This is a genomic window from Vibrio sp. R11-SG3-ISO3-SZ, assembly GCF_059834345.1.
Map to the genome: position 1 here is coordinate 13,073 of NZ_JCBDGX010000009.1, position 19,690 is coordinate 32,762.

Consider the following 19,690-nt stretch of genomic DNA (forward strand, 5'->3'; position numbering starts at 1 on the left):
CGTCGTGGTCACACTTCGAGTCTCCCCCTACATAAAGGACTAAAACAATGAAAAAACTAGCAACTCTTATCTCTGCTGCTCTGCTGTCATCCACTGTGTCTGTTGCCGCTCATGCGCAAGACACGATGGCGATTGTCCTCTCAACGTTGAATAACCCATTTTTTGTCACCATGAAAGATGGCGCGGAAGCGAAGGCGAAAGAGTTGGGTTACGAGCTGATCGTTCTGGACTCGCAAAATGACCCAAGTAAAGAGCTCTCCAACGTGGAAGACCTTACGGTACGTGGCGTCAAAGCGATCTTAATCAACCCAACCGATTCTGATGCGGTATCGAACGCGATTCGTATGGCAAACCGCAGCAATATCCCTGTGCTGACGCTTGACCGCGGTGCAAGCCGTGGTGAGGTTGTCAGCCACATTGCGTCAGATAACGTTGTAGGGGGCGAGCTTGCAGGTAACTACATCGTTGAAAAAGTGGGCATGAAAGCCAAAGTGATTCAGCTTGAAGGTATCGCGGGTACCTCGGCAGCGCGTGAGCGTGGTGAAGGTTTCATGAACGCGGTGAAAGGCAGCGAAATGGAACTGTTGGCCAGTCAGCCAGCGGATTTTGACCGTACTAAAGGTTTGAACGTAATGGAAAACTTGTTGGCAGCGAACCCAGATGTACAAGCCGTCTTCGCCCAAAACGATGAGATGGCACTGGGTGCACTGCGCGCGGTCGAAGCATCGGGTAAAGAGGTTGTGATCGTTGGTTTTGACGGCACAGACGACGGCATTGCCGCGGTTAACCGTGGGAAACTGGAGGCGACCATTGCTCAGCAGCCGGATCTGATTGGTGCATTGGGCATCGAGACCGCAGCGAAAGTGCTGAAAGGGGAAAGCGTTGAAGCATACATCCCAGTACCGTTGAAAGTTGTGACTAAGTAATCACGTCATGAAATAACGCATGGTGATCGTGCGAGCCTTCCTACTTCCTTTGCCTGAAGGGGAGTAGGAGGGCGAATACCTTTGCACTTACAAGGCTTAGTTTTGATAAAACCGAGCGAGAGTCATCCTTGTGAGTGAAAAGGTATTTAGCGTAACTCGAAACAAGGTTCACTCGAGCCGAGGAATTTTCTATGAATAAGTTAGTGGTATTGGGTAGTGTTAACGCTGACCATGTTCTTCAGGTGCCTTCTTTCCCGCGTCCAGGTGAGACGCTGCACGGTCGACATTATCAAGTCATTCCTGGTGGCAAGGGCGCCAACCAAGCGGTAGCGGCCGCTCGGCTCAATGCGGATGTCGGATTTATCGCATGTGTCGGCGATGATGCGTTTGGCATTAACATCCGTGAGAGCTTTAAGTTAGATAAAATCGCCATCTCTGGCGTGAAAATGCAACCTAACTGTCCGACTGGGATTGCGATGATCCAAGTGGCTGACAGCGGTGAAAACAGCATTTGCATCTCAGCGGAGGCGAACGCGAAGCTGATTGCAGAGGCGATAGACAACGAAGATTGCCAAGCGATTCGTCAAGCTCACTATCTATTAATGCAATTGGAAACCCCGATGTGCGGCATTGAGAAAGCCGCCCGCATTGCCAAAGAAGCGCGCACCAATGTCATTTTAAACCCGGCCCCTGCGCAGGTGCTCAGCGATGAGTTGCTGGCGTGTGTGGATGTCATCACCCCAAATGAGACCGAAGCGCAAGTGCTGACCGGGATCACGGTGACCGATGATGCTTCAGCGCAGCAAGCCGCGAATGCCTTGCACCAGAAAGGTATTGAGATCGTGCTCATTACTCTGGGCGCTAAGGGCGTATGGCTCAGTCAAAATGGACGGGGGGAACTTATCCAAGGTTTTCGTGTTGAGGCTGTGGATACCACAGCCGCAGGGGATACCTTTAATGGGGCCTTGGTCACTGGCTTATTAGAGGATTTGCCTCTAGAATCTTCGATTAGGTTCGCTCATGCAGCGGCGGCGCTCTCCGTGACCCGGTTCGGCGCGCAAACGTCTATTCCTAGTCGTCAAGAAGTGGAAGCGTTTCTTGCTGAGCGAGTCTAGCTTGTCTAGATGGCTGCCGGGTCGGCAGCCATAATATCGCTGTAGTAAGGAGACGATGATATGGCGACCATGAAAGATATTGCCAAACTGGCAGGGGTCTCAACCTCTACGGTTAGCCATGTGATCAACCAATCGCGTTTTGTGAGTGAAGCGATCTCCGAGCGCGTTAATCAAGCCGCTTCTCAGCTCAATTACACGCCATCGGCGCTTGCGCGCAGTCTTAAAGTCAATCGTACGAACACCATCGGTATGCTGGTGACGACCTCGACGAACCCATTTTTTGGTGAGGTGGTCAAGGGCGTAGAGCGCAGCTGTTATCATCAAGGCTATAACCTGATCTTGTGCAACACCGAAGGCGATCATGAGCGGATGCGTCAATCGATCAATACTCTGCTGCAAAAGCGTGTCGATGGGCTGATTTTGATGTGCTCGTCGCTTGAAGGCGAGCGCATCGATATCTTTGACAAATACCCAGACATCCCCGTTGTCGTCATGGATTGGGGCCCGATGCTGTTTACCAGCGACAAGATTCAAGACAACTCTCTACGCGGCGGCTATTTAGCGGCGAAATATTTGATTGATTGTGGTCATACTCAGGTTGGGTGTATCACCGGGCCACTGGCAAAACACCAAGCGCAGATGCGCTATGAAGGGTATAAACGCGCGATGAACGAAGCGGGCAATGAGTTCAAAGCGAACTGGATCATCGAAGGCGACTTTGAGTGTGAAGGCGGTTACAACGCACTGCATAAGATGGTCGAGAAAGGGCCGCTGCCCAGTGCGATTTTTGTCTGCAATGACATGATGGCACTTGGCGTGATCAACGCTGCGGCTGAGTTAGGGATCAAAATTCCGGATCAGCTCTCTATCATCGGGTATGACGATATTCATATCGCTCGTTTTATGACACCCGCTTTAACCACTATCCACCAACCTAAGTATCGACTCGGCAAAGCGGCGGTCGAGGCACTATTGCAGCGTCTTGAAAACAGCGTCGAGGAGAGCCAAGTCGTGCAACTAGAGCCGACCTTGGTCGAGCGTCACACAGTGAAAAAGTTGTCGCTCTCATAGTGCCGACTTTTTACTCAGGCAGATTCGGATTGATTAGCGTGATGATTTTTCAGTGATCATGCTGACAATCCTGTCTACACTAAAAGTACCACAACGCACAGACCTCGCTATTCGTCACGGAATCGACGCAAATTTGGTTATTCCTACGTCGAACCTACGGGGTGGCAATTTACAAAAGCGTGAATAGCGGTTAAAAAGGCGTATATCATCAAGTTGAGAGCAGGCAATAAGTCATTATGAGCGTATCTAGCAGCACGATACTCACTGAGAGCGGTACCAATGAGCTGGAAATCATTGAATTTCATTTAGAAAAACAGCTCCCAAATGGTAAAACCAAAACGTGTTATTACGGTATCAACGTCGCCAAAGTACGCGAAGTGATTCAGGTGCCGGAAACCACCGATTACCCCAACGCACAGCCGCATATGGTGGGCGTATTTTCATCACGTGATATTTTGACCCCGCTGGTGGATTTGGCTGGCTGGCTCGGTGTCCCGACCAACCCAGATCTCGCTCGAAAGTTTGTTATTGTCACTGACTTCAACAATATGACCAATGGGTTTTTGATTGACAGTATCAGTCGCATTCACCGTATTTCGTGGAATGACGTTGAGTCACCAAGCCAGTTTTTAGAAGCGGGCGAACAAGACTGCGTTGTTGCGGTGGTCCGTAAAGATGGCAACCTCATCATGATCCTCGACTTTGAAAAAATCATTGCCGACATTAACCCAGAATTGTCTATGGATAAATACGACGTGAAAGAAGATAAGAGCGTCGATATGAACCAACGGATGATAACCAAACGTAATGGCAAAACCATCATGGTGGTCGATGACTCTGCTTTTATCCGCTCTCTAATCCAAGATACCTTGAGTTCATCTGGCTACAACATCATTGCTTGTAAAGATGGTGGTGAAGCACACGACAAGCTGATGAATTTGATTGAAGTGGCGAAAGAGGAAAACTTACCGGTCAACGAGTTGATCGATGGTGTGGTGACGGATGTAGAGATGCCTCGTATGGATGGCATGCACTTAGTTAAACGCCTTCGAGAGAGCGAAGCGTATCAATCGATCCCCATCGTGATGTTCTCTTCTTTGATGAGTGAGGACAACCGAGCAAAAGCACTGGCACTTGGCGCGAATGACACCATTACGAAACCAGAAATTGGCAAAATGGTGGCCATGATGGATAAATACATTTTTGGTCGAACGGCCTGATTGCCAGGTCAAACGGTTCAATCCTAACAACAAAAGACACAAAAAAAGGTACGCAATGCGTACCTTTTTCTTATTTAACCAATGAAGATTAAGCTTCAGAGTGGCGTGCTTTACCATGGCCGCGTTCGCCACGGTAGTTACCACGGTGATCACCACCACGGTTACGGTCGAAGCGACGTTCGCCATCACGGCCGCCTTCGCGATGACCACGACCACCTTCACGGTTGCCACGGTAACCACCTTCGCGGTTGCCATCACGACCACGGTGACCACCAAAGCCACCTTCGCGACGTCCGCCTTCACGGCGACCACCGTCACGACGTCCACGAGGCTCGCGGAAGTCGTCAAAATCACAGACCACGGCATCCACTTGCTTCTGACGAATACGCAGCTTGCGAAGTTTGCTTGCCGTGTCAGAAGACATCGCTTTTGGCAATTGAACGTACGTTTCGCCTTGAGCCAGCTTGATCGCACCGATAGAGCCTTTAGTTAGACCCAACTCGTTCGCCAATGCGCCAACGATGTCTTTCACTTGTACGCCTTGCTCGCGACCCACTTGCAATTGGTAAGTATCCCAATCTTGGGTGTTAAAGTTGCGCTCACGACCACCTTCGCGACGACCATCACGGCCACCTTCACGGCGCTCTTTACGACGTTGCTTGTCACGCTCAATTGCTTCAACCATTGGATCTTCACCAATGTAGAATAGCGGGCGTTTACCTTGCTGACGTTTCAGTAAGATAGCCGCTAGCGTGCTTGCGTCAATCTCTAACGTGGTTTGAAGCTGTTCAACCAGTTCCGCAAATTTGTCTAGAGACTTGTGCTCTTTCTCACCAGCAAGTTCTTCACCAAGTTTTACAAGGCGCGCTTGGGCAACTTGGTCACGCAGTGGCAGTTGAATCTCTTCCATAGAAGATTTAGTCACGCGCTCGATGGTGCGTAGCATGCGCATTTGGTTAGTGCGCACAAGCAGGATCGCTTTACCTTTACGTCCAGCACGACCAGTACGGCCGATACGGTGGATGTAGGACTCAACATCGAATGGGATGTCGTAGTTAAATACGTGTGTGATACGTGGTACATCAAGACCACGAGCGACAACGTCTGTCGCAACCAGAATATCAATCACACCTTGTTTGATGTGATCTACGGTGCGCTCACGTAATGATTGAGGGATGTCACCGTGCAGTGCCGCCGCTTTAAAGCCACGTGCAGACAACCAGTCAGCCAAACGCTCAGTATCTTGACGAGTACGAACGAACACGATAGAGGCATCTGTCTCTTCTGTTTCAAGCATGCGAGACATCGCTTCGTCTTTTTCTACGCCTTTCACGACCCAGAATTGCTGCTCTACTTTATCAACGGTGTGGTTCTTACCCGCGACGTCGATCATCACAGGCTCACGAAGGAAACGCTCAACGATGTTTTTCAACATTGGAGGCATAGTCGCAGAGAAAAGAACGCGCTGTGCAGATGAAGGCGCGTGCTCCATGATCGCTGTTACATCGTCAACAAAGCCCATGTTGAGCATTTCATCTGCTTCATCAAGGACAAAGGTGTGTACTTCATCGAGGTGAAGACGGTCGCGGTTAATCAGATCTTGAACACGACCTGGAGTACCGACGATGATGTGCGCGCCATTTTTAAGCGCTCGCATTTGGTCAACGATGGACGTACCACCGTAGATTTCCAATACCTTTAGACCTTGGATGTTTTTACCGAGGTTTTTCACTTCCGCTGCAACCTGGATAGCCAGTTCACGGGTAGGAGCAAGAACGATCGCTTGAGGCTTGCGCTGAGCAAGGTCAAGTTTGTTCAACAAAGGTAGAGAGAAAGCCGCTGTTTTACCGGTACCGGTTTGTGCTTTACCTAGTGCGTCAGAGCCTTCCATCAGGTGAGGGATTGCTGCTGCTTGGATAGGAGTTGGAGATACAAAGCCCATTCCGTCTAGAGCGGATAGGATGGCGTCGTTCAGTGACAAGTCACTAAACTTGATTACAGAATCTGTCATTGGGATCCTACTATATTAATTCAACTAAAGGTCCCATGAGCTCTACCAATTCCAATATCAATCCAGAAAGAGCTGATTCCGTTCAGATGCGGATGAGTCGTAAATCGCATCAAGCCACTAGGGACGTAAACAAGGGTGCGAATTATTCCTGAAAAACATAACAAAAGCCAGAAAAACTTGAGTTTCATCACAAAAAGTTCTCAAAACTGAACTGGGTGTTCATGAAAGCGTCATCTTCGCTGCCTTTTTCAGCGCTTTGCGCGGCTTTTGCTCGCTTGTCATCGGCGTGAGGTGGTTTGGTCGATGCGGCAATGTTATAGTGTGCGCAATTTTTTTGCTTAGAAATGTATCCATGTTCCAAGACAATCCGCTACTCGCTCAGCTAAAGCAGCAAATCCAAGAAACCCTTCCGAAAAAAGAAGGCACGATTAAAGCCACCGAGAAAGGGTTCGGCTTTCTCGAAGTCGACAGCAAGACCAGCTTCTTTATTCCACCACCGTACATGAAAAAATGTATGCATGGGGATAAAGTCAAAGCCATCATTCGTACTGAAAAAGAGCGCGAAGTCGCTGAACCGGAAGAGCTATTGGAGCAGGGCTTAACGCGCTTCATCGGCCGTGTGAAATGGTTCAAAGGCAAACTGAACGTTGCGCCGGATCATCCTCAGTTGAAAAAGTTGTCTCTGAAAGCGAAAACGCGTAAAGGCATTAAAAGCGATGATTTGAAAGAGGGCGACTGGGTTGTTGCTCACTTAATCCGTCATCCGCTCAAGGGTGACAATGGCTTTTTTGTTGAAATCTCACAAAAAATCACTGATGCAGACGACAAAATTGCGCCGTGGTGGGTGACGTTAGCGCAAAATGACTTGCCCAACAGTGAGCCAGCAGGTATCGACCACTGGGAACTCAAAGACGACGCTGACCTTGAGCGTGTCGATATGACTGACGTTCCGTTTGTGACGATTGATGGCGCGTCGACCAAAGATATGGACGATGCGTTGTACGCGAAGAAAATGGAATCGGGCGATTTTGAACTGACGATCGCGATTGCCGATCCTACCGCGTACATCACTCCAGATAGTGACATGGATAAAGTCGCGCGTGAGCGTGGTTTTACCATTTACTTGCCTGGGCGCAACATCCCAATGTTGCCGCGTGATCTTGCCGATGATCTCTGCTCTTTGATTGAAGGTGAGCAGCGCCCGGCGCTGTGCTGTCGTGTGACGGTAAGTAAAGATGGCGTGATCGATGATGACATTCAGTTCTTTACCGCGCACATTCAGTCTCATGCGCGTTTGGTGTATGACCAGCTATCTGATTGGTTAGAGACCGGCCACTGCGACAATTGGCAACCGGATGAGACCATTGCGCAAGTGGTTCAAGATCTCTACCAGTTCTCATTGGCACGTGCGCAATGGCGTGAGACGCACGCGGTTGTGTTCCCCGACCGTCCTGACTATCGCTTCGAATTGAGTGAAGACAACGATGTGGTTGCCATTCATGCGGATATGCGCCGCTGCGCGAACCGTTTGGTAGAAGAAGCGATGATCACCGCCAATATTTGTGCGGGTCGAACGCTGCAAGCGAGCTTTGATTCAGGTGTATTCAACACCCACGCCGGCTTCAAGCCAGAGAAGATCGCGGACGTGGTAAACTTGGTTAACCCAGAAGGTGAGCTACCCTTTACGGAAGAGTCTATTGCGACCTTAGAAGGTTTTGCTGAGTTGCGTCGCTGGTTGGCGGCGCAAGAGACCTCTTACCTAGATAACCGCATTCGTAAATACCAAGCTTACAGCGAAATCGGCAATCAACCTCTGCCGCACTATGCGATGGGCTTAAACTTATACGCCACGTGGACCTCACCGATTCGTAAGTACGGCGACATGATTAACCATCGTATGCTTAAGGCTCACATCTTAGGGAAAGCGCCGGTACAAATGGCAGACGAAACCGTGGGTGAAGAGCTTGCGCTGCACCGTAAGCATCATAAAATTGCTGAGCGTAATGTGGGTGATTGGTTGTATGCGCGCACACTGGCGTCAGAGGTGGAAAAAGCGACGCCTTTCCATGCAGAGATCTTCGATGTTTCTCGCGCTGGGCTACGCGTGAGACTACTAGAAAATGGCGCAGCAGCGTTTATTCCAGGCTCATTGATTCTCGCCAACAAAGAGCGCCTCGCGTGCGATGGCGAACAAGGCACAGTGAGCATCGACAACGAGGTGATTTATCGATTGGGCGATGTGCTTGAAGTGGTGCTCAATGAGGTGAATCAGGAGACGCGAAGCCTGGTTGCCAAACCGACTCAAGTCTTTGCGGATGTGGTCGCTGCGCCTGAAACGCAAGAGAGCCCGGCGTCGTAAACCCAAAGAGCAAGATACGTGTTGTTAAGGGAGCCTCGGCTCCCTTTTTAGTCCCAAAATACGGCTTTGGGATCTTTATCGACTTCTCGCATGATGGCGGTGAGGTCGAGGCTAGGGGGAAGATAGGGGTAGGGAGTCCAACTCTCTTGGTCAGAGTCTTCCGGTGACAGCATAAAGAGCTGCCAAGCGCCGAGGTCGTCATTCCAATCCACTTTCGCTACCGGTGACATATATTCGCAGTGGTTGGAATCGAGTAAAAAAAATTGTTTGATGAACACCACACCTTGCCCAGCCATTTCATAGCTGGCTTTGCCAAATTCAGCGGGTAAGCTTTGATTGCGATGCTTACAGATCATTTCCGCGCGCCTTTGGGCTTGTTTTTGTAGCAAACTGACTAGTCCCATTCTCACTCCATGACGTGAAGTCTCATGCATGCGCACTCTGTGTAGTAAGTACTTAAGCATAGACCCATTACGAATACAGTGCGCCTGAATCGATTTTCACAAAATTGTCATCTTATCGAAATATGATAGCGGCTGTTATCTGCCTAATTGTTTGGAGAAAGTTATGTTTCGCATTGCGTTGACCACTTTGATGTCAACAGTCGTGGCCTTTTCTGCGTGGTCTGCTGAGGTCAATATTTCTGGCTCGACTTCTGTCGCGCGTGTCATGGATGTTTTGGCAGAGGATTACAACAAAGCCCACCCCGAGACTTACATCGCGGTGCAAGGTGTCGGTTCGACCGCTGGGATCACGCTAGTGAAAAAAGGCGTGGCCGATTTGGGGATGAGTTCGCGCTATTTGACGGAAAGTGAGCTCGACGCGTCGTTGTCTGTATTAACCATCGCCTATGACGGCTTAGCGGTCGTAGTCAACCAAGCGAACCCAGTGAAAAACGTCACGCGCGATCAGTTGTTTGATATCTACAAAGGCAAGATCACCAACTGGAAAGATGTCGGTGGCCCGAATCAACGCATTGCAGTGGTGACCCGAGAAGATTCGTCAGGTTCGCGTTACAGTTTTGAAAGTCTGCTGGGCCTTACCAAAGTGATCAAAGGCCGTTTGGTGTCTGATATCAGCCCGAACAACTTGGTGGTGAACAGCAATAGCATGGTGAAAACCATCGTTAACCACAATAAACAGGCGATTGGTTTTATTTCGACGGGATCGATTGACAACTCGGTCAAAGCGATTCAGTTTGAAGGCACTGAATCCAACAACGACAACATTGCCAGTGGCCAATATGAGCTGGCTCGTCCTTTCATCATTTTGTACAAGACGGAATCGATTGATGACGAGAGCCAAGCCTTTGTCGACTATCTCACCAGCAGCGCGGCGAAAAAACGCATTGAAGAGTACGGCTATGTGGCAGTGGATAAGTCTCAAGAACCGATAGAGCCGCGCGATAGCGAGTAAAACGCAGCTAGGGTATATAAGATGAAAGGCGCCACTAGGCGCCTTTCGTTTGTCATTTTGCCAGCCAACCCGCGGCATCTTCTATGTGGTAGACGCGATTTTTGCCCTCGTTTTTGGAACGGTAGAGCGCGTTGTCCGCTGCGGTAAACAGGTTTTTCGAGTTGTAATGGGTCTGCTCATCGGACGTGACAATACCGATACTCAGCGTAATGTCATGGTGCTGACTGAACTCAAGCTGGTTAAACGCGTCACGTAGTCTCTCAGCGTAGTGCTTACCGTCTGCCGGCGTTAAGTTCGGGCAAAGGACAATAAACTCATCGCCACCCCAGCGGCCTACATGGTCATAGGCGCGAGTATGATTGAGAAGAAATTGCGCGGTTTGTCTGAGGACTTGATCGCCCACCCCATGCCCCTTGTGGTCGTTGACCGCTTTGAAATTATCCAAATCAATCAGAAACACGGAGAGAGGGTCGCCAGTGCGGTGACTTCTTTGTAGCTCTTTGCGCAACATATCGTCCATCACACTGCGGTTGTAGAGTTGAGTGAGGTGATCTTTTTCGGCGCGCTGCTTGAGGTCGAGCGTTGGTTGCAAGTCTCGGACGATACACACGGCTCGGTTCTGGTTAATGTCACTGCCAGAGGCAATCGCCACTGCCAAATCCAACTGCTTGCCCGTCTTGGACATCCCCTGAATGTTTGATCGGTGCTGCTCCATGCGGCGATGTTTGGCTTTGTTCATAAAGTCTATACGGTATTGCTGGTGTTTCTCTCTTAGCTCGGGCGAAACTAAATCTTCGACTTTACGCTGGGTGAGCTCTTCAAAACTGTATTGAAACAGCTGGCAAGCCTTCTTGTTGGCGTAGAGGATTTGGCCGTTGTCTTCAATGTAGAGCATTCCATCAGGCGACACATCAAAGATCGCATTGAGTTCATGAGCCAAACGATACGAGCGTCGAGAAGTCTTAAAGATATACAAGCTTGCGCCCAATATGATGGGGATCATCAGCATGTTGAAGGCTAACGTGTAGCGAATGGATTGATAGACATCCTTCTCTGCCTCGACAGCAGTTTTGGCTAAGTGAGGTTCCAGTGAGTCTTGCATTGATTTTAGTGCGGTCGCCGCTGCGATATCATTCACCGAGACGATCTCATCCACTTCCGCACTGGTTAGGGTGTAGGGCAGTGAGCGGGCGAGTTCAAGGTTGGCTTTGTATTCATTTAAAGTGTTGGAGAGGATCTGAATTTCGGTTGAGAAGTCATTGGTAGTTTGCATCTGCGCTAGTTCACTGAGCAATTGATGTGATTGCTCGTAACTGGCTATAGCCGCGTGATAGTAGCTGTCATCGCGTCTGAGGACGTAGTTTTTAAAGTGGTGGATGAAACCTAGGTAACCCATGCTGCTTTCTATCTCGGTGAGCTTACGGGCCATATCGAAATGCTGAGGCGTCTGCTCGACCACCAGAGTTTCAACACGTTTGAGTGCGCCGTACTGCGTGGTGACATACGCGACCAACAATAGGTTGAGCCCCATTGCAATCGCGATGATACACAACAGAGTCCGACGGATGTCGGAAACTTGATTTTCCATTTTATTCTTCTCACTAGCCAACTATTGAACAGTATAGTCATACAACCCAGTAAGTATAATACCCACACTAAGAATATATGAAATTACTTGCAACATTGTAGATTAATGGGTTAGAAGCTGTGAGGTAGGCATAAAAAAGCCCAGCGAAGAAGGCTGGGCAGAAGGATAATAAATGGTGTCTCGATATTAAGCGCTAGGGAGCGCGACACCCGCTTCTTGGTGAAGACGACGACAGGCTCGGCCATCACTGTGGAACAGATGGCAGCGATGCGCAGGGATGCCAACCGCTATGGTATCTCCCGGATCAACATCCAACGTGTCTGGTTGACGGTAAATCATGTCCGCATCCGCAGCGTCGATGTGCATGTAGACTTGGGTTTCGTTACCCAGTTTCTCAACGATGTTGATTTCACCTTCAATCACGGCATCACCCTCACCGGCAGGCAACAAGTGCTCAGGGCGAACCCCTAGTGACATACGCTCACCTCGATTGACGGTTGTACCATCGACTGGAATCCAGAATGTAGTGCCGTTAGCAAGTTGAACCATCACGCGATCTTTTTCCACTTCTTCTATAAAGACGCTCATGAAGTTCATTTTTGGTGAGCCGATAAAGCCTGCGACAAAACGGTTTTGTGGGTAGTGGTAAAGCTCAAGTGGTTGACCAACTTGCGATACATAACCACCATCGAGGACCACAATTTTGTCGGCCATGGTCATCGCTTCGACTTGGTCGTGCGTTACATAGATCATGGTGCAGCCAAGCTTACGTTGCAACTTGGTAATCTCTGAGCGCATCTGAACACGCAGCGCGGCATCAAGGTTAGACAGCGGTTCATCAAGCAAGAACACGTTAGGCTGAGAGACCAGCGTACGACCAATGGCCACGCGTTGGCGCTGACCACCGGAAAGCGCTTTCGGTTGCCGCTCTAATAGGTGGCTCAATTGCAGGATTTCTGCCGCGTGCTCGACGCGCTTATCAATTTCTGCTTTGTTCGCTTTTGCCAGTTTGAGACCAAAAGACATGTTGTCGTAAAGGTTTAAGTGTGGGTAGAGCGCGTAAGACTGGAATACCATGCCCACGCCGCGCTTAGAAGGCTCAACCTCGTTCATTCGCTCATCACCGATGTACAGATCACCGGAGGTGATGTCTTCTAAACCGGCGATACAACGCAATAAGGTGGATTTACCACAACCTGATGGACCCACGAAGACAACAAACTCGCCCTCTTGGATTTCCAAATCAACGTTCTTTGAAATAAGTACGTCACCGTAAGCTTTACATACATTTTTTAACGTGACACTCGCCATCTAGCTCGTCCTCGATCAATATTTTTGTTTTACTGCTCAACATTATATGAATTATCTGGCAAGCAATAATAGTAGGAATTCAGGTAAGGTGAACTTGAGTGTAAGAAAAAATGGGTGACGGAGTCGCTCACATCACCCATCAAGCCAATTAAGGTTTGCTTCCCCCGTGTGAAACAAGCGTCTCCCCCGTATCAAATCAGTTTCCTGAACAATCACGTGCTTGCACCATCACAGCAAACCCTGCGGCATTGCAACCAGCTGTTGCGTAAAAACACGTCGCTGGAAAGGGTTCTTACCATCCACTCTTGGATGTCTGTAGTTTGCGAGAAACCGATCACGCCGACATCCTCCCGACACAATTAATTGTAGGGGGAGTAGAGGGGGAGGAGGCTTAGGGTGGAGGAAAAGGCGTAGCGAGATCAAGTTCAAATTATTGCTTGCGGTAAGCATGAATCTGATCACATTACTGACTGGTTTTGTGATTTGGGTCGCCAACCTTCGTCGATGGTGATCACGAAAATAGGCCATAATACGGAGGGCGTAGGGAGCAGGAGGATGAGTTACTTGTCACGATGGCTAAAAATATATGTCGAAATACGGCGAATCCTCTGGTGACGCCCTACAACACAAATATAAAAAGGATATGAACATGAAAAACGCCCTAAGCGCAGTAGCACTCGGTACTCTTGTTGCTCTTGGCTCATTCGGTGCAAGTGCTGCTATCGAAGAAGGTCAACTTACCATCTGGATCAACGGCGATAAAGGTTATAACGGACTTGCTGAAGTTGGTAAAAAGTTTGAAGAGGATACGGGTATCAAGGTGACCGTCGCTCACCCAGATGCACTGCAAGACAAGTTCCCTCAAACGGCTTCTACTGGCGATGGCCCTGATATTGTGTTTTGGGCGCACGACCGCTTTGGTGGTTACGCAGAAGCGGGTCTTCTTGCTGAAATCAAGCCTTCTCAAGCAATCAAAGATGGCATCGTTGATTTCGCGTGGGATGCAGTGAAGTACGACGGTAAACTTATCGGTTACCCAATCGCCGTTGAGTCATTGTCTCTTATCTACAACAAAGATTTGGTTCCTAACCCACCAAAAACGTGGGAAGAAGTGGAAGCACTAGACGCTGAGCTGAAGAAAAACGGCAAGAAAGCGATCATGTGGAACCTAAAAGAACCGTACTTCACATGGCCACTTATGGCGGCTGATGGCGGTTATGCATTCAAATACGGTTCAGCGGGTTACGACGTGAAAGACGCGGGTATCGCGAACGAAGGCGTAAAAGACGCGATGAACTTTGTTAAAGGTCTAGTCGATAAAGGCGTGATCTCTTCTGATATGGATTACTCTGTGTCTGAGTCTGCGTTTAACCAAGGTAATGTTGCGATGACTATCAACGGTCCTTGGGCATGGGGCAACGTTGAGAAGTCAGGCATCAACTACGGCGTAGCAACACTACCTAAATTCCAAGGTCAATCGTCTAAGCCATTCGTGGGTGTATTGACTGCAGGTATCAGCACAGCGTCACCAAACAAAGACCTTGCGGTTGAGTTCATTGAAAACTACCTACTGACCAACGACGGTCTACGCAAAGTGAACGATGACAAGCCACTGGGCGCGGTAGCGTTGAACTCATTCCAACGTGAGCTTGATTCTGACCAACGCATTGCAGCGACAATGGACAACGCAATGAACGGCGAAATCATGCCAAACATCCCTCAGATGAACGCTTTCTGGGGCAGCGCGAAAAATGCCATCATCAACATCGTTGATGGCCGTCAAACTGTGGATGCAGCACTTGCAGACGCAGAGAAACAAATGACTAAGTAATTGTTCGACCTTTTGAGGAGGGGGTAACCCCTCCTTCATTTCTCTTTTTTTGTTTATCGCTAGCAGGTTCTCATATGCAGTCAGTTCAAGGTACAGATGCCATGGCATCACCCACAACGAGCTTGCCTACAAGTAAAAACGTATTCATCAAATGGGCGTTGCTAGGCAGTGTCGGTATCGTTAACGGATACGCAACCATTCTAATGTATTCTCGTGGTGAGATGGCGTTTGCGCTGCTCACAGTCATTCTTACCGCGCTCGCACTGTTTATCTTTGGTAGTAAAAAGACCTACGCCCACCGCTATATCTATCCAGGTATCGCAGGGATGATTCTTTTCATTCTTTTTCCTTTGGCGTACACAATCGGTCTTGCATTTACAAACTACAGTGCGAAAAACCAATTGTCCTTCGACCGTGCGCAAACGGTTCTGCTTGATCGAACCTACCAAAGTGGTCAGAGCTACTCCTTCTCTCTCTACAACACGGGAACAGGGCATAAGATCGCGATTGAAGATGGCGAACAGCTGCTCGTGACGCAAGAGTTTGATTTGGCCAATGTCATCACAACGGACATGGATCTCACGCCTGTCACCAATGTGGATGGCGAACCTGAAGCGATCAAAACCATTATTCAAAACCGCCCGGTGCTCAATGGCTTAGACTTGCATTTACCGAGCGGTGAAGATATCCGCATGAGCGGTTTACGTAAGTTTGCTGCCGTGGTTCCTCTATACACCCTGCAAGAGGATGGCGAGGCGTTGTACAACAACCGTACTGGTGAAATGCTACGCCCGAACATGGATGTCGGCTTCTATCAGCCGGTGGATGAGCAGGGGCAGTTTGTCGGTAATACTGTCTCACCTGGCTTTATCGTCACTATAGGGACTGACAACTTTGAGCGTGTCTGGAAAGACGACGGCATCAAAGAACCGTTTATCAGTATTTTCATCTGGACAGTTGTCTTTTCAGCGGTGAGCGTGGGCTTAACCGTCATCATCGGCTTGATCCTCGCCAGCATTGTTCAGTGGGAAGCCTTGCGAGGCCGCGCGATTTACCGTGTGCTGCTTATCTTGCCTTATGCGGTGCCTGCGTTTATCTCTATCCTGATTTTCAAAGGTTTGTTTAACCAAAGCTTTGGTGAAGTGAACATGGTTCTGGAAGCCTTCTTCGGCATCAGCCCATCTTGGTTCTCAGACCCGATTATGGCGAAGATGATGATTTTGATCGTCAACACCTGGCTTGGTTTCCCTTACATGATGATCTTGTGTATGGGTCTATTGAAAGCGATTCCAGACGATCTTTACGAAGCGTCTGCGATTGATGGTTCCAATTTCATCTCCAACTTTACCAAGATTACCCTGCCACTGATGATCAAGCCGTTGACACCGCTGCTCATCGCAAGTTTTGCGTTTAACTTCAATAACTTTGTATTGATTCAGCTGTTGACGCAAGGTGGTCCAAACATGATTGGTACCTCCGAGCCGGCGGGCTACACCGACCTACTGGTGAACTACACGTACCGCATCGCGTTTGAAGGTGCAGGCGGTCAAGACTTCGGTCTGGCGAGTGCCATCGCGACGCTTATTTTCCTATTGGTGGGTGCACTTGCGCTACTCAACCTACGTGTCACGAAAGTTGCTCAAGATTAAGGAGGCTCATTATGGCTATGGTACAAGGTAAGTCATTAAAATACCGCGTTTGGGCAACACACATTGCAATGTGGGCGTTCCTATCGCTAATTATCTTCCCGCTGTTGATGATCGTTGCCATCTCATTCCGTGAAGGTAACTTCGCAACGGGTAGCATCATTCCAGATAATCCATCGTTGGAGCACTGGAAACTCGCACTGGGTTTCTCGGTCACCAACGCAGATGGTAGCGTGACACCACCACCGTTCCCAGTGTTAACCTGGCTGTGGAACTCGGTCAAAGTGGCGGGCATTTCATCTATTTTGATTGTGTGTCTATCGACCACTTCGGCGTACGCCTTTGCCCGAATGAAGTTCAAAGGTAAGAACACCATCTTGAAAGCGATGATGATCTTCCAAATGTTCCCAGCCGTTTTGGCACTGGTGGCACTCTACGCTCTGTTTGACAAGCTCGGCCAGTACATCCCATTCTTGGGTTTGAATACACACGGTGGTTTGATCTTCTCTTATCTCGGTGGTATCGCACTGCATGTTTGGACCATCAAAGGCTACTTTGAAACCATTGATGGCTCGCTAGAAGAAGCGGCAGCGCTGGACGGTGCAACGCCATGGCAAGCGTTCCGATTGGTTCTACTGCCATTGTCTGTGCCGATTCTTGCGGTGGTGTTCATCCTCTCGTTTATCATGGTTGTGGGTGAAGTTCCGGTGGCGTCGTTACTACTTTCTGATGTAAACTCTTACACGTTAGCGGTTGGTATGCAGCAGTATCTCTACCCGCAAAACTACCTCTGGGGTGATTTTGCCGCGGCAGCAGTCTTGTCCGCATTACCAATAACCATCGTATTCTTACTTGCGCAGCGCTGGTTGGTCGGAGGATTAACCGCCGGTGGTGTGAAAGGCTAATAAGAACGATAAGGGCGACCGCGAGGTCGCCCATTTTGTTTCTTCACTTAACATTCTTGGTTTGGCCGCCGATCCGTTAAGCGAAGAGCAGTCCTGGCGTTACGCATAGCTGGCTGTTAGCAAGATTCCTTACTATTTTTACTTCTAACAGTTTTTGTAACCAAAACCCGAACTTGTTCGGGTTTTTTTATAGGACAAATTCAAGATAAATGAATAGGTTAGAGGCAGTATAGCGACCGATTATATCCCGCATAGTGGTGTTGAGAATCACTGCGAGCAACGGAGCATATTTATCTGAAAGGTGCGCCAGTAGTTACATGGCGCTGAGAAGTGGCTCTAGAACTCTCGGTTTGAAGGGGCGCACCCAACGTATTGCAAAAGCACATAGACACTCTCTTGAGAGAGCGCGACTTTACGAAACAGATCGGCAAACACGTCATCACCGCCAAAGCAGGTGCGGATGTAGTGGTTTATCTCTTGCGGGTTATACCCTTCCACATACAGTGTCCGTACCCATTGGTACTCTACTGCGCGTGGGTCTGAAATGGTCGATTCACTGAGCGTGGTTTCACTGACGTTCAATGGGGGTTCCTTCCGATCTTGGCGGATTGTCATCATAAGCCTAGCCATAGGCGTGTGGGTTCCCATCCAAGCGATGAAAACGTTTGCGGATTTAACCAAAACTAGATGAAGGAATGATGACAGTATGATGTCATTGCCGTGAAGGGCATGTCAGGCCTCAGTTCGCGCTACCTCTCTAATCAAACGCATTGCCTTTTTGTTTGAGAAATTTAATCAAGGTTCTCACACGTAGTGGCATAAGGGCTTTCTCCTGATAAACCGCATACAGAGGAATTTCACGGTCATGAAGGTGAGGTAAAATCCGCACAAGCTGACCGGCATCTAGCTCTTCTTTAATCATAAAACTGGGCATGATGGCAAATCCTAACCCGTTGAGCACAAATTGCTTCACTGCGTTGGCGGTGCGCACTTGCACCTTAGGTTGATGTGCCAGTCGGGTCACTTCACCTTGTTGATTGGTTAAAACCAAGTGCTTATCGCCGTGGACGATGTGATGACTTATCCAGTCAAGATTGACTAAGTCCTTCAGCTCTTCAATTTTCCCGACGCGTTTTAAGTGATCCGGCGAGGTGCAAATCATGTCGCGGAAAAAGCCAATTTTGGTGGCATAGAGACGAGAGTCCTCAAGCGCTGAAGAGGCTCGCAGTGCAATGTCACAACGCGACTCAATCAGATTGCTGTAGCTATCACTTTCAATAATATCGAGTCGAATATCGGGATATTGGCGAATGAACTCGCTCAGTAGTTCGACCATCGCATTGCTGGGGGTGGAGATTCGAATGGTGCCACTTGGGGTTTGGTTCCCGGTGAGTGTCTCACTGTTGGCCTCTCTAGCAATATCTTTGATCGCTCGGCATTTTTCGTAGTAGCGCTGACCGGCATCGGTGAGAGATAGCGAACGGGTTGTGCGGTGAAGCAGGCGTGTGTTCAGCGAACGTTCTAAGCGAGTGACAATCTGCGACACTCTTGCCTTACCAAGACCCAGCGCCTCGGCTGCTTGAGTAAAGGATTGTTTCTCTGCCACCATGGCAAACACTAACATATCGTCAAGGGAGATCATGACTTTCACTGTTTACTATTAATAAACAATAAGTTTAATAATTGGCTAATTATTTATCAAATTAATAATTATATAGTCAGTTCATCCCATGACAGGCTGAAGGAGTCTGTCGCTTTGGAACAGTTAGAGAAACGGAGAATATCATGATGTCAGATCGTAAATATTTGGTGACCGGCGCATCCGGTAAGTTAGGTTCAGCAGTAGTAGAGCAACTTCTTAGCTCAGGCGCGTTAACAGCGCAGCAATTGATCGTCACCACCCGTGACAGAGCGAAGTTGAGCTCACTGGTCGAGTTAGGTGTGGACGTGAGAGAAGCAAATTTTTCTGATCCGAGCTCGTTAGAACAGGCCTTTACTGGGGCGGATAGCCTACTGTTAGTCAGCATTGATTTGTCTGCGGGCTCTCGCACACAGCCGCATCTCAACGCAGTTAACGCTGCGAAAAAAGCGGGCGTCGACCATCTTATCTATACGTCTATGCCAGCGCCGAGCCAGTCACCGGTTATGTTTGCTCATGAACATGAGGCGACCGAAGCGGCGATCGTTCAAAGTGGTATCGACAATACCGTGATTCTTCGCAACAACTGGTATTTTGAAAATCTACCTGAGTACTTTGCCAGTACGTTACAAACGGGCCATTGGTTGACGTC

Annotated in this window: 16 protein-coding genes; 10 read left to right on the top strand and 6 right to left on the bottom strand. The window is 49.0% G+C overall.

From position 1 onward, the window contains the following. Nucleotides 1-47 precede the first annotated feature (47 nt). The 4 genes from rbsB (at nt 48) to AC6R1O_RS01220 (ending at nt 4,332) form a co-directional block, all read left to right on the top strand. A complete protein-coding gene (rbsB, locus tag AC6R1O_RS01205; RefSeq protein WP_500630829.1) occupies nt 48-926 on the top strand; it encodes a ribose ABC transporter substrate-binding protein RbsB in 879 nt (292 codons plus the stop codon). Nucleotides 927-1,117: 191 nt separating this feature from the next. Continuing rightward, a complete protein-coding gene (gene rbsK / locus AC6R1O_RS01210) occupies nt 1,118-2,041 on the top strand; it encodes a ribokinase (RefSeq protein WP_500630828.1) in 924 nt (307 codons plus the stop codon). 60 nt (nt 2,042-2,101) lie between these two features. Further along, nucleotides 2,102-3,112: a substrate-binding domain-containing protein gene (locus AC6R1O_RS01215; RefSeq protein ID WP_334551515.1), complete on the top strand. Its 1,011-nt coding sequence runs from the start codon at nt 2,102-2,104 to the stop codon at nt 3,110-3,112. A 236-nt stretch (nt 3,113-3,348) separates the two neighbouring features. Then, complete coding sequence (locus AC6R1O_RS01220) at nt 3,349-4,332, top strand: chemotaxis protein (RefSeq protein WP_500625541.1); 984 nt, start codon at nt 3,349-3,351, stop codon at nt 4,330-4,332. An 88-nt stretch (nt 4,333-4,420) separates the two neighbouring features. Here AC6R1O_RS01220 and AC6R1O_RS01225 read toward each other — a convergent pair whose 3' ends face one another. Next, on the bottom strand, nt 4,421-6,343 hold the full coding sequence (locus tag AC6R1O_RS01225) for a DEAD/DEAH box helicase (RefSeq protein ID WP_487901641.1): 1,923 nt from the start codon (nt 6,341-6,343) through the stop codon (nt 4,421-4,423). Nucleotides 6,344-6,695: 352 nt separating this feature from the next. Here AC6R1O_RS01225 and rnb point away from each other — a divergent pair, with 352 nt between their 5' ends. Continuing rightward, nucleotides 6,696-8,702 carry an exoribonuclease II gene (rnb, locus tag AC6R1O_RS01230; RefSeq protein ID WP_500656362.1) on the top strand — a complete coding sequence of 669 codons (2,007 nt, stop codon included), beginning with the start codon at nt 6,696-6,698 and terminating at the stop codon, nt 8,700-8,702. A gap of 47 nt (nt 8,703-8,749) precedes the next feature. Here rnb and AC6R1O_RS01235 read toward each other — a convergent pair whose 3' ends face one another. After that, nucleotides 8,750-9,106, bottom strand: a complete 357-nt coding sequence (locus AC6R1O_RS01235) for a DUF3024 domain-containing protein (protein ID WP_487901639.1) — start codon at nt 9,104-9,106, stop codon at nt 8,750-8,752. Nucleotides 9,107-9,269: 163 nt separating this feature from the next. On the opposite strand from AC6R1O_RS01235, the gene AC6R1O_RS01240 reads away from it, so the two are divergent. Further along, entirely contained in the window at nt 9,270-10,118 is an 849-nt protein-coding gene (locus tag AC6R1O_RS01240) for a phosphate ABC transporter substrate-binding protein (RefSeq protein WP_500637448.1), read from the top strand. A 52-nt stretch (nt 10,119-10,170) separates the two neighbouring features. Here the strand turns inward: AC6R1O_RS01240 and AC6R1O_RS01245 are convergent, their stop codons facing one another. Next, the gene (locus AC6R1O_RS01245; protein ID WP_500656363.1) at nt 10,171-11,706 is read right to left on the bottom strand and encodes a GGDEF domain-containing protein; all 1,536 of its coding nucleotides are present in this window, start codon (nt 11,704-11,706) and stop codon (nt 10,171-10,173) included. A 186-nt stretch (nt 11,707-11,892) separates the two neighbouring features. Next, a complete protein-coding gene (malK, locus tag AC6R1O_RS01250; protein WP_500637450.1) occupies nt 11,893-13,017 on the bottom strand; it encodes a maltose/maltodextrin ABC transporter ATP-binding protein MalK in 1,125 nt (374 codons plus the stop codon). A gap of 649 nt (nt 13,018-13,666) precedes the next feature. Here malK and malE point away from each other — a divergent pair. The 3 genes from malE (at nt 13,667) to malG (ending at nt 17,399) form a co-directional block, all read left to right on the top strand. Next, nucleotides 13,667-14,848, top strand: a complete 1,182-nt coding sequence (malE, locus tag AC6R1O_RS01255) for a maltose/maltodextrin ABC transporter substrate-binding protein MalE (protein ID WP_334551527.1) — start codon at nt 13,667-13,669, stop codon at nt 14,846-14,848. A 74-nt stretch (nt 14,849-14,922) separates the two neighbouring features. After that, nucleotides 14,923-16,497, top strand: a complete 1,575-nt coding sequence (gene malF / locus AC6R1O_RS01260) for a maltose ABC transporter permease MalF (RefSeq protein WP_500630824.1) — start codon at nt 14,923-14,925, stop codon at nt 16,495-16,497. Nucleotides 16,498-16,508: 11 nt separating this feature from the next. Further along, nucleotides 16,509-17,399: a maltose ABC transporter permease MalG gene (gene malG, locus AC6R1O_RS01265; protein ID WP_334551530.1), complete on the top strand. Its 891-nt coding sequence runs from the start codon at nt 16,509-16,511 to the stop codon at nt 17,397-17,399. 336 nt (nt 17,400-17,735) lie between these two features. Here the strand turns inward: malG and AC6R1O_RS01270 are convergent, their stop codons facing one another. Beyond that, nucleotides 17,736-18,014 (bottom strand): hypothetical protein, encoded by a 279-nt coding sequence (locus tag AC6R1O_RS01270; RefSeq protein ID WP_500656365.1) that lies wholly within the window; start codon nt 18,012-18,014, stop codon nt 17,736-17,738. Nucleotides 18,015-18,156: 142 nt separating this feature from the next. After that, nucleotides 18,157-19,041: a LysR family transcriptional regulator gene (locus AC6R1O_RS01275; protein WP_500629968.1), complete on the bottom strand. Its 885-nt coding sequence runs from the start codon at nt 19,039-19,041 to the stop codon at nt 18,157-18,159. Between the two features lie 143 nt (nt 19,042-19,184). On the opposite strand from AC6R1O_RS01275, the gene AC6R1O_RS01280 reads away from it, so the two are divergent. After that, the coding region (locus tag AC6R1O_RS01280) for an NmrA family NAD(P)-binding protein (RefSeq protein WP_500656364.1) at nt 19,185-19,690 on the top strand (506 nt) is incomplete at its 3' end.

What these genes read in the sequence shown, in the direction of transcription:
- rbsB (WP_500630829.1), top strand. Translation starts at nt 48, where the DNA reads ATGAAAAAACTAGCAACTCTTATCTCTGCTGCTCTGCTGTCATCCACT.
- rbsK (WP_500630828.1), top strand. Translation starts at nt 1,118, where the DNA reads ATGAATAAGTTAGTGGTATTGGGTAGTGTTAACGCTGACCATGTTCTT.
- AC6R1O_RS01215 (WP_334551515.1), top strand. Translation starts at nt 2,102, where the DNA reads ATGGCGACCATGAAAGATATTGCCAAACTGGCAGGGGTCTCAACCTCT.
- AC6R1O_RS01220 (WP_500625541.1), top strand. Translation starts at nt 3,349, where the DNA reads ATGAGCGTATCTAGCAGCACGATACTCACTGAGAGCGGTACCAATGAG.
- AC6R1O_RS01225 (WP_487901641.1), bottom strand. Translation starts at nt 6,343, where the DNA reads ATGACAGATTCTGTAATCAAGTTTAGTGACTTGTCACTGAACGACGCC.
- rnb (WP_500656362.1), top strand. Translation starts at nt 6,696, where the DNA reads ATGTTCCAAGACAATCCGCTACTCGCTCAGCTAAAGCAGCAAATCCAA.
- AC6R1O_RS01235 (WP_487901639.1), bottom strand. Translation starts at nt 9,106, where the DNA reads ATGGGACTAGTCAGTTTGCTACAAAAACAAGCCCAAAGGCGCGCGGAA.
- AC6R1O_RS01240 (WP_500637448.1), top strand. Translation starts at nt 9,270, where the DNA reads ATGTTTCGCATTGCGTTGACCACTTTGATGTCAACAGTCGTGGCCTTT.
- AC6R1O_RS01245 (WP_500656363.1), bottom strand. Translation starts at nt 11,706, where the DNA reads ATGGAAAATCAAGTTTCCGACATCCGTCGGACTCTGTTGTGTATCATC.
- malK (WP_500637450.1), bottom strand. Translation starts at nt 13,017, where the DNA reads ATGGCGAGTGTCACGTTAAAAAATGTATGTAAAGCTTACGGTGACGTA.
- malE (WP_334551527.1), top strand. Translation starts at nt 13,667, where the DNA reads ATGAAAAACGCCCTAAGCGCAGTAGCACTCGGTACTCTTGTTGCTCTT.
- malF (WP_500630824.1), top strand. Translation starts at nt 14,923, where the DNA reads ATGCAGTCAGTTCAAGGTACAGATGCCATGGCATCACCCACAACGAGC.
- malG (WP_334551530.1), top strand. Translation starts at nt 16,509, where the DNA reads ATGGCTATGGTACAAGGTAAGTCATTAAAATACCGCGTTTGGGCAACA.
- AC6R1O_RS01270 (WP_500656365.1), bottom strand. Translation starts at nt 18,014, where the DNA reads ATGACAATCCGCCAAGATCGGAAGGAACCCCCATTGAACGTCAGTGAA.
- AC6R1O_RS01275 (WP_500629968.1), bottom strand. Translation starts at nt 19,041, where the DNA reads ATGATCTCCCTTGACGATATGTTAGTGTTTGCCATGGTGGCAGAGAAA.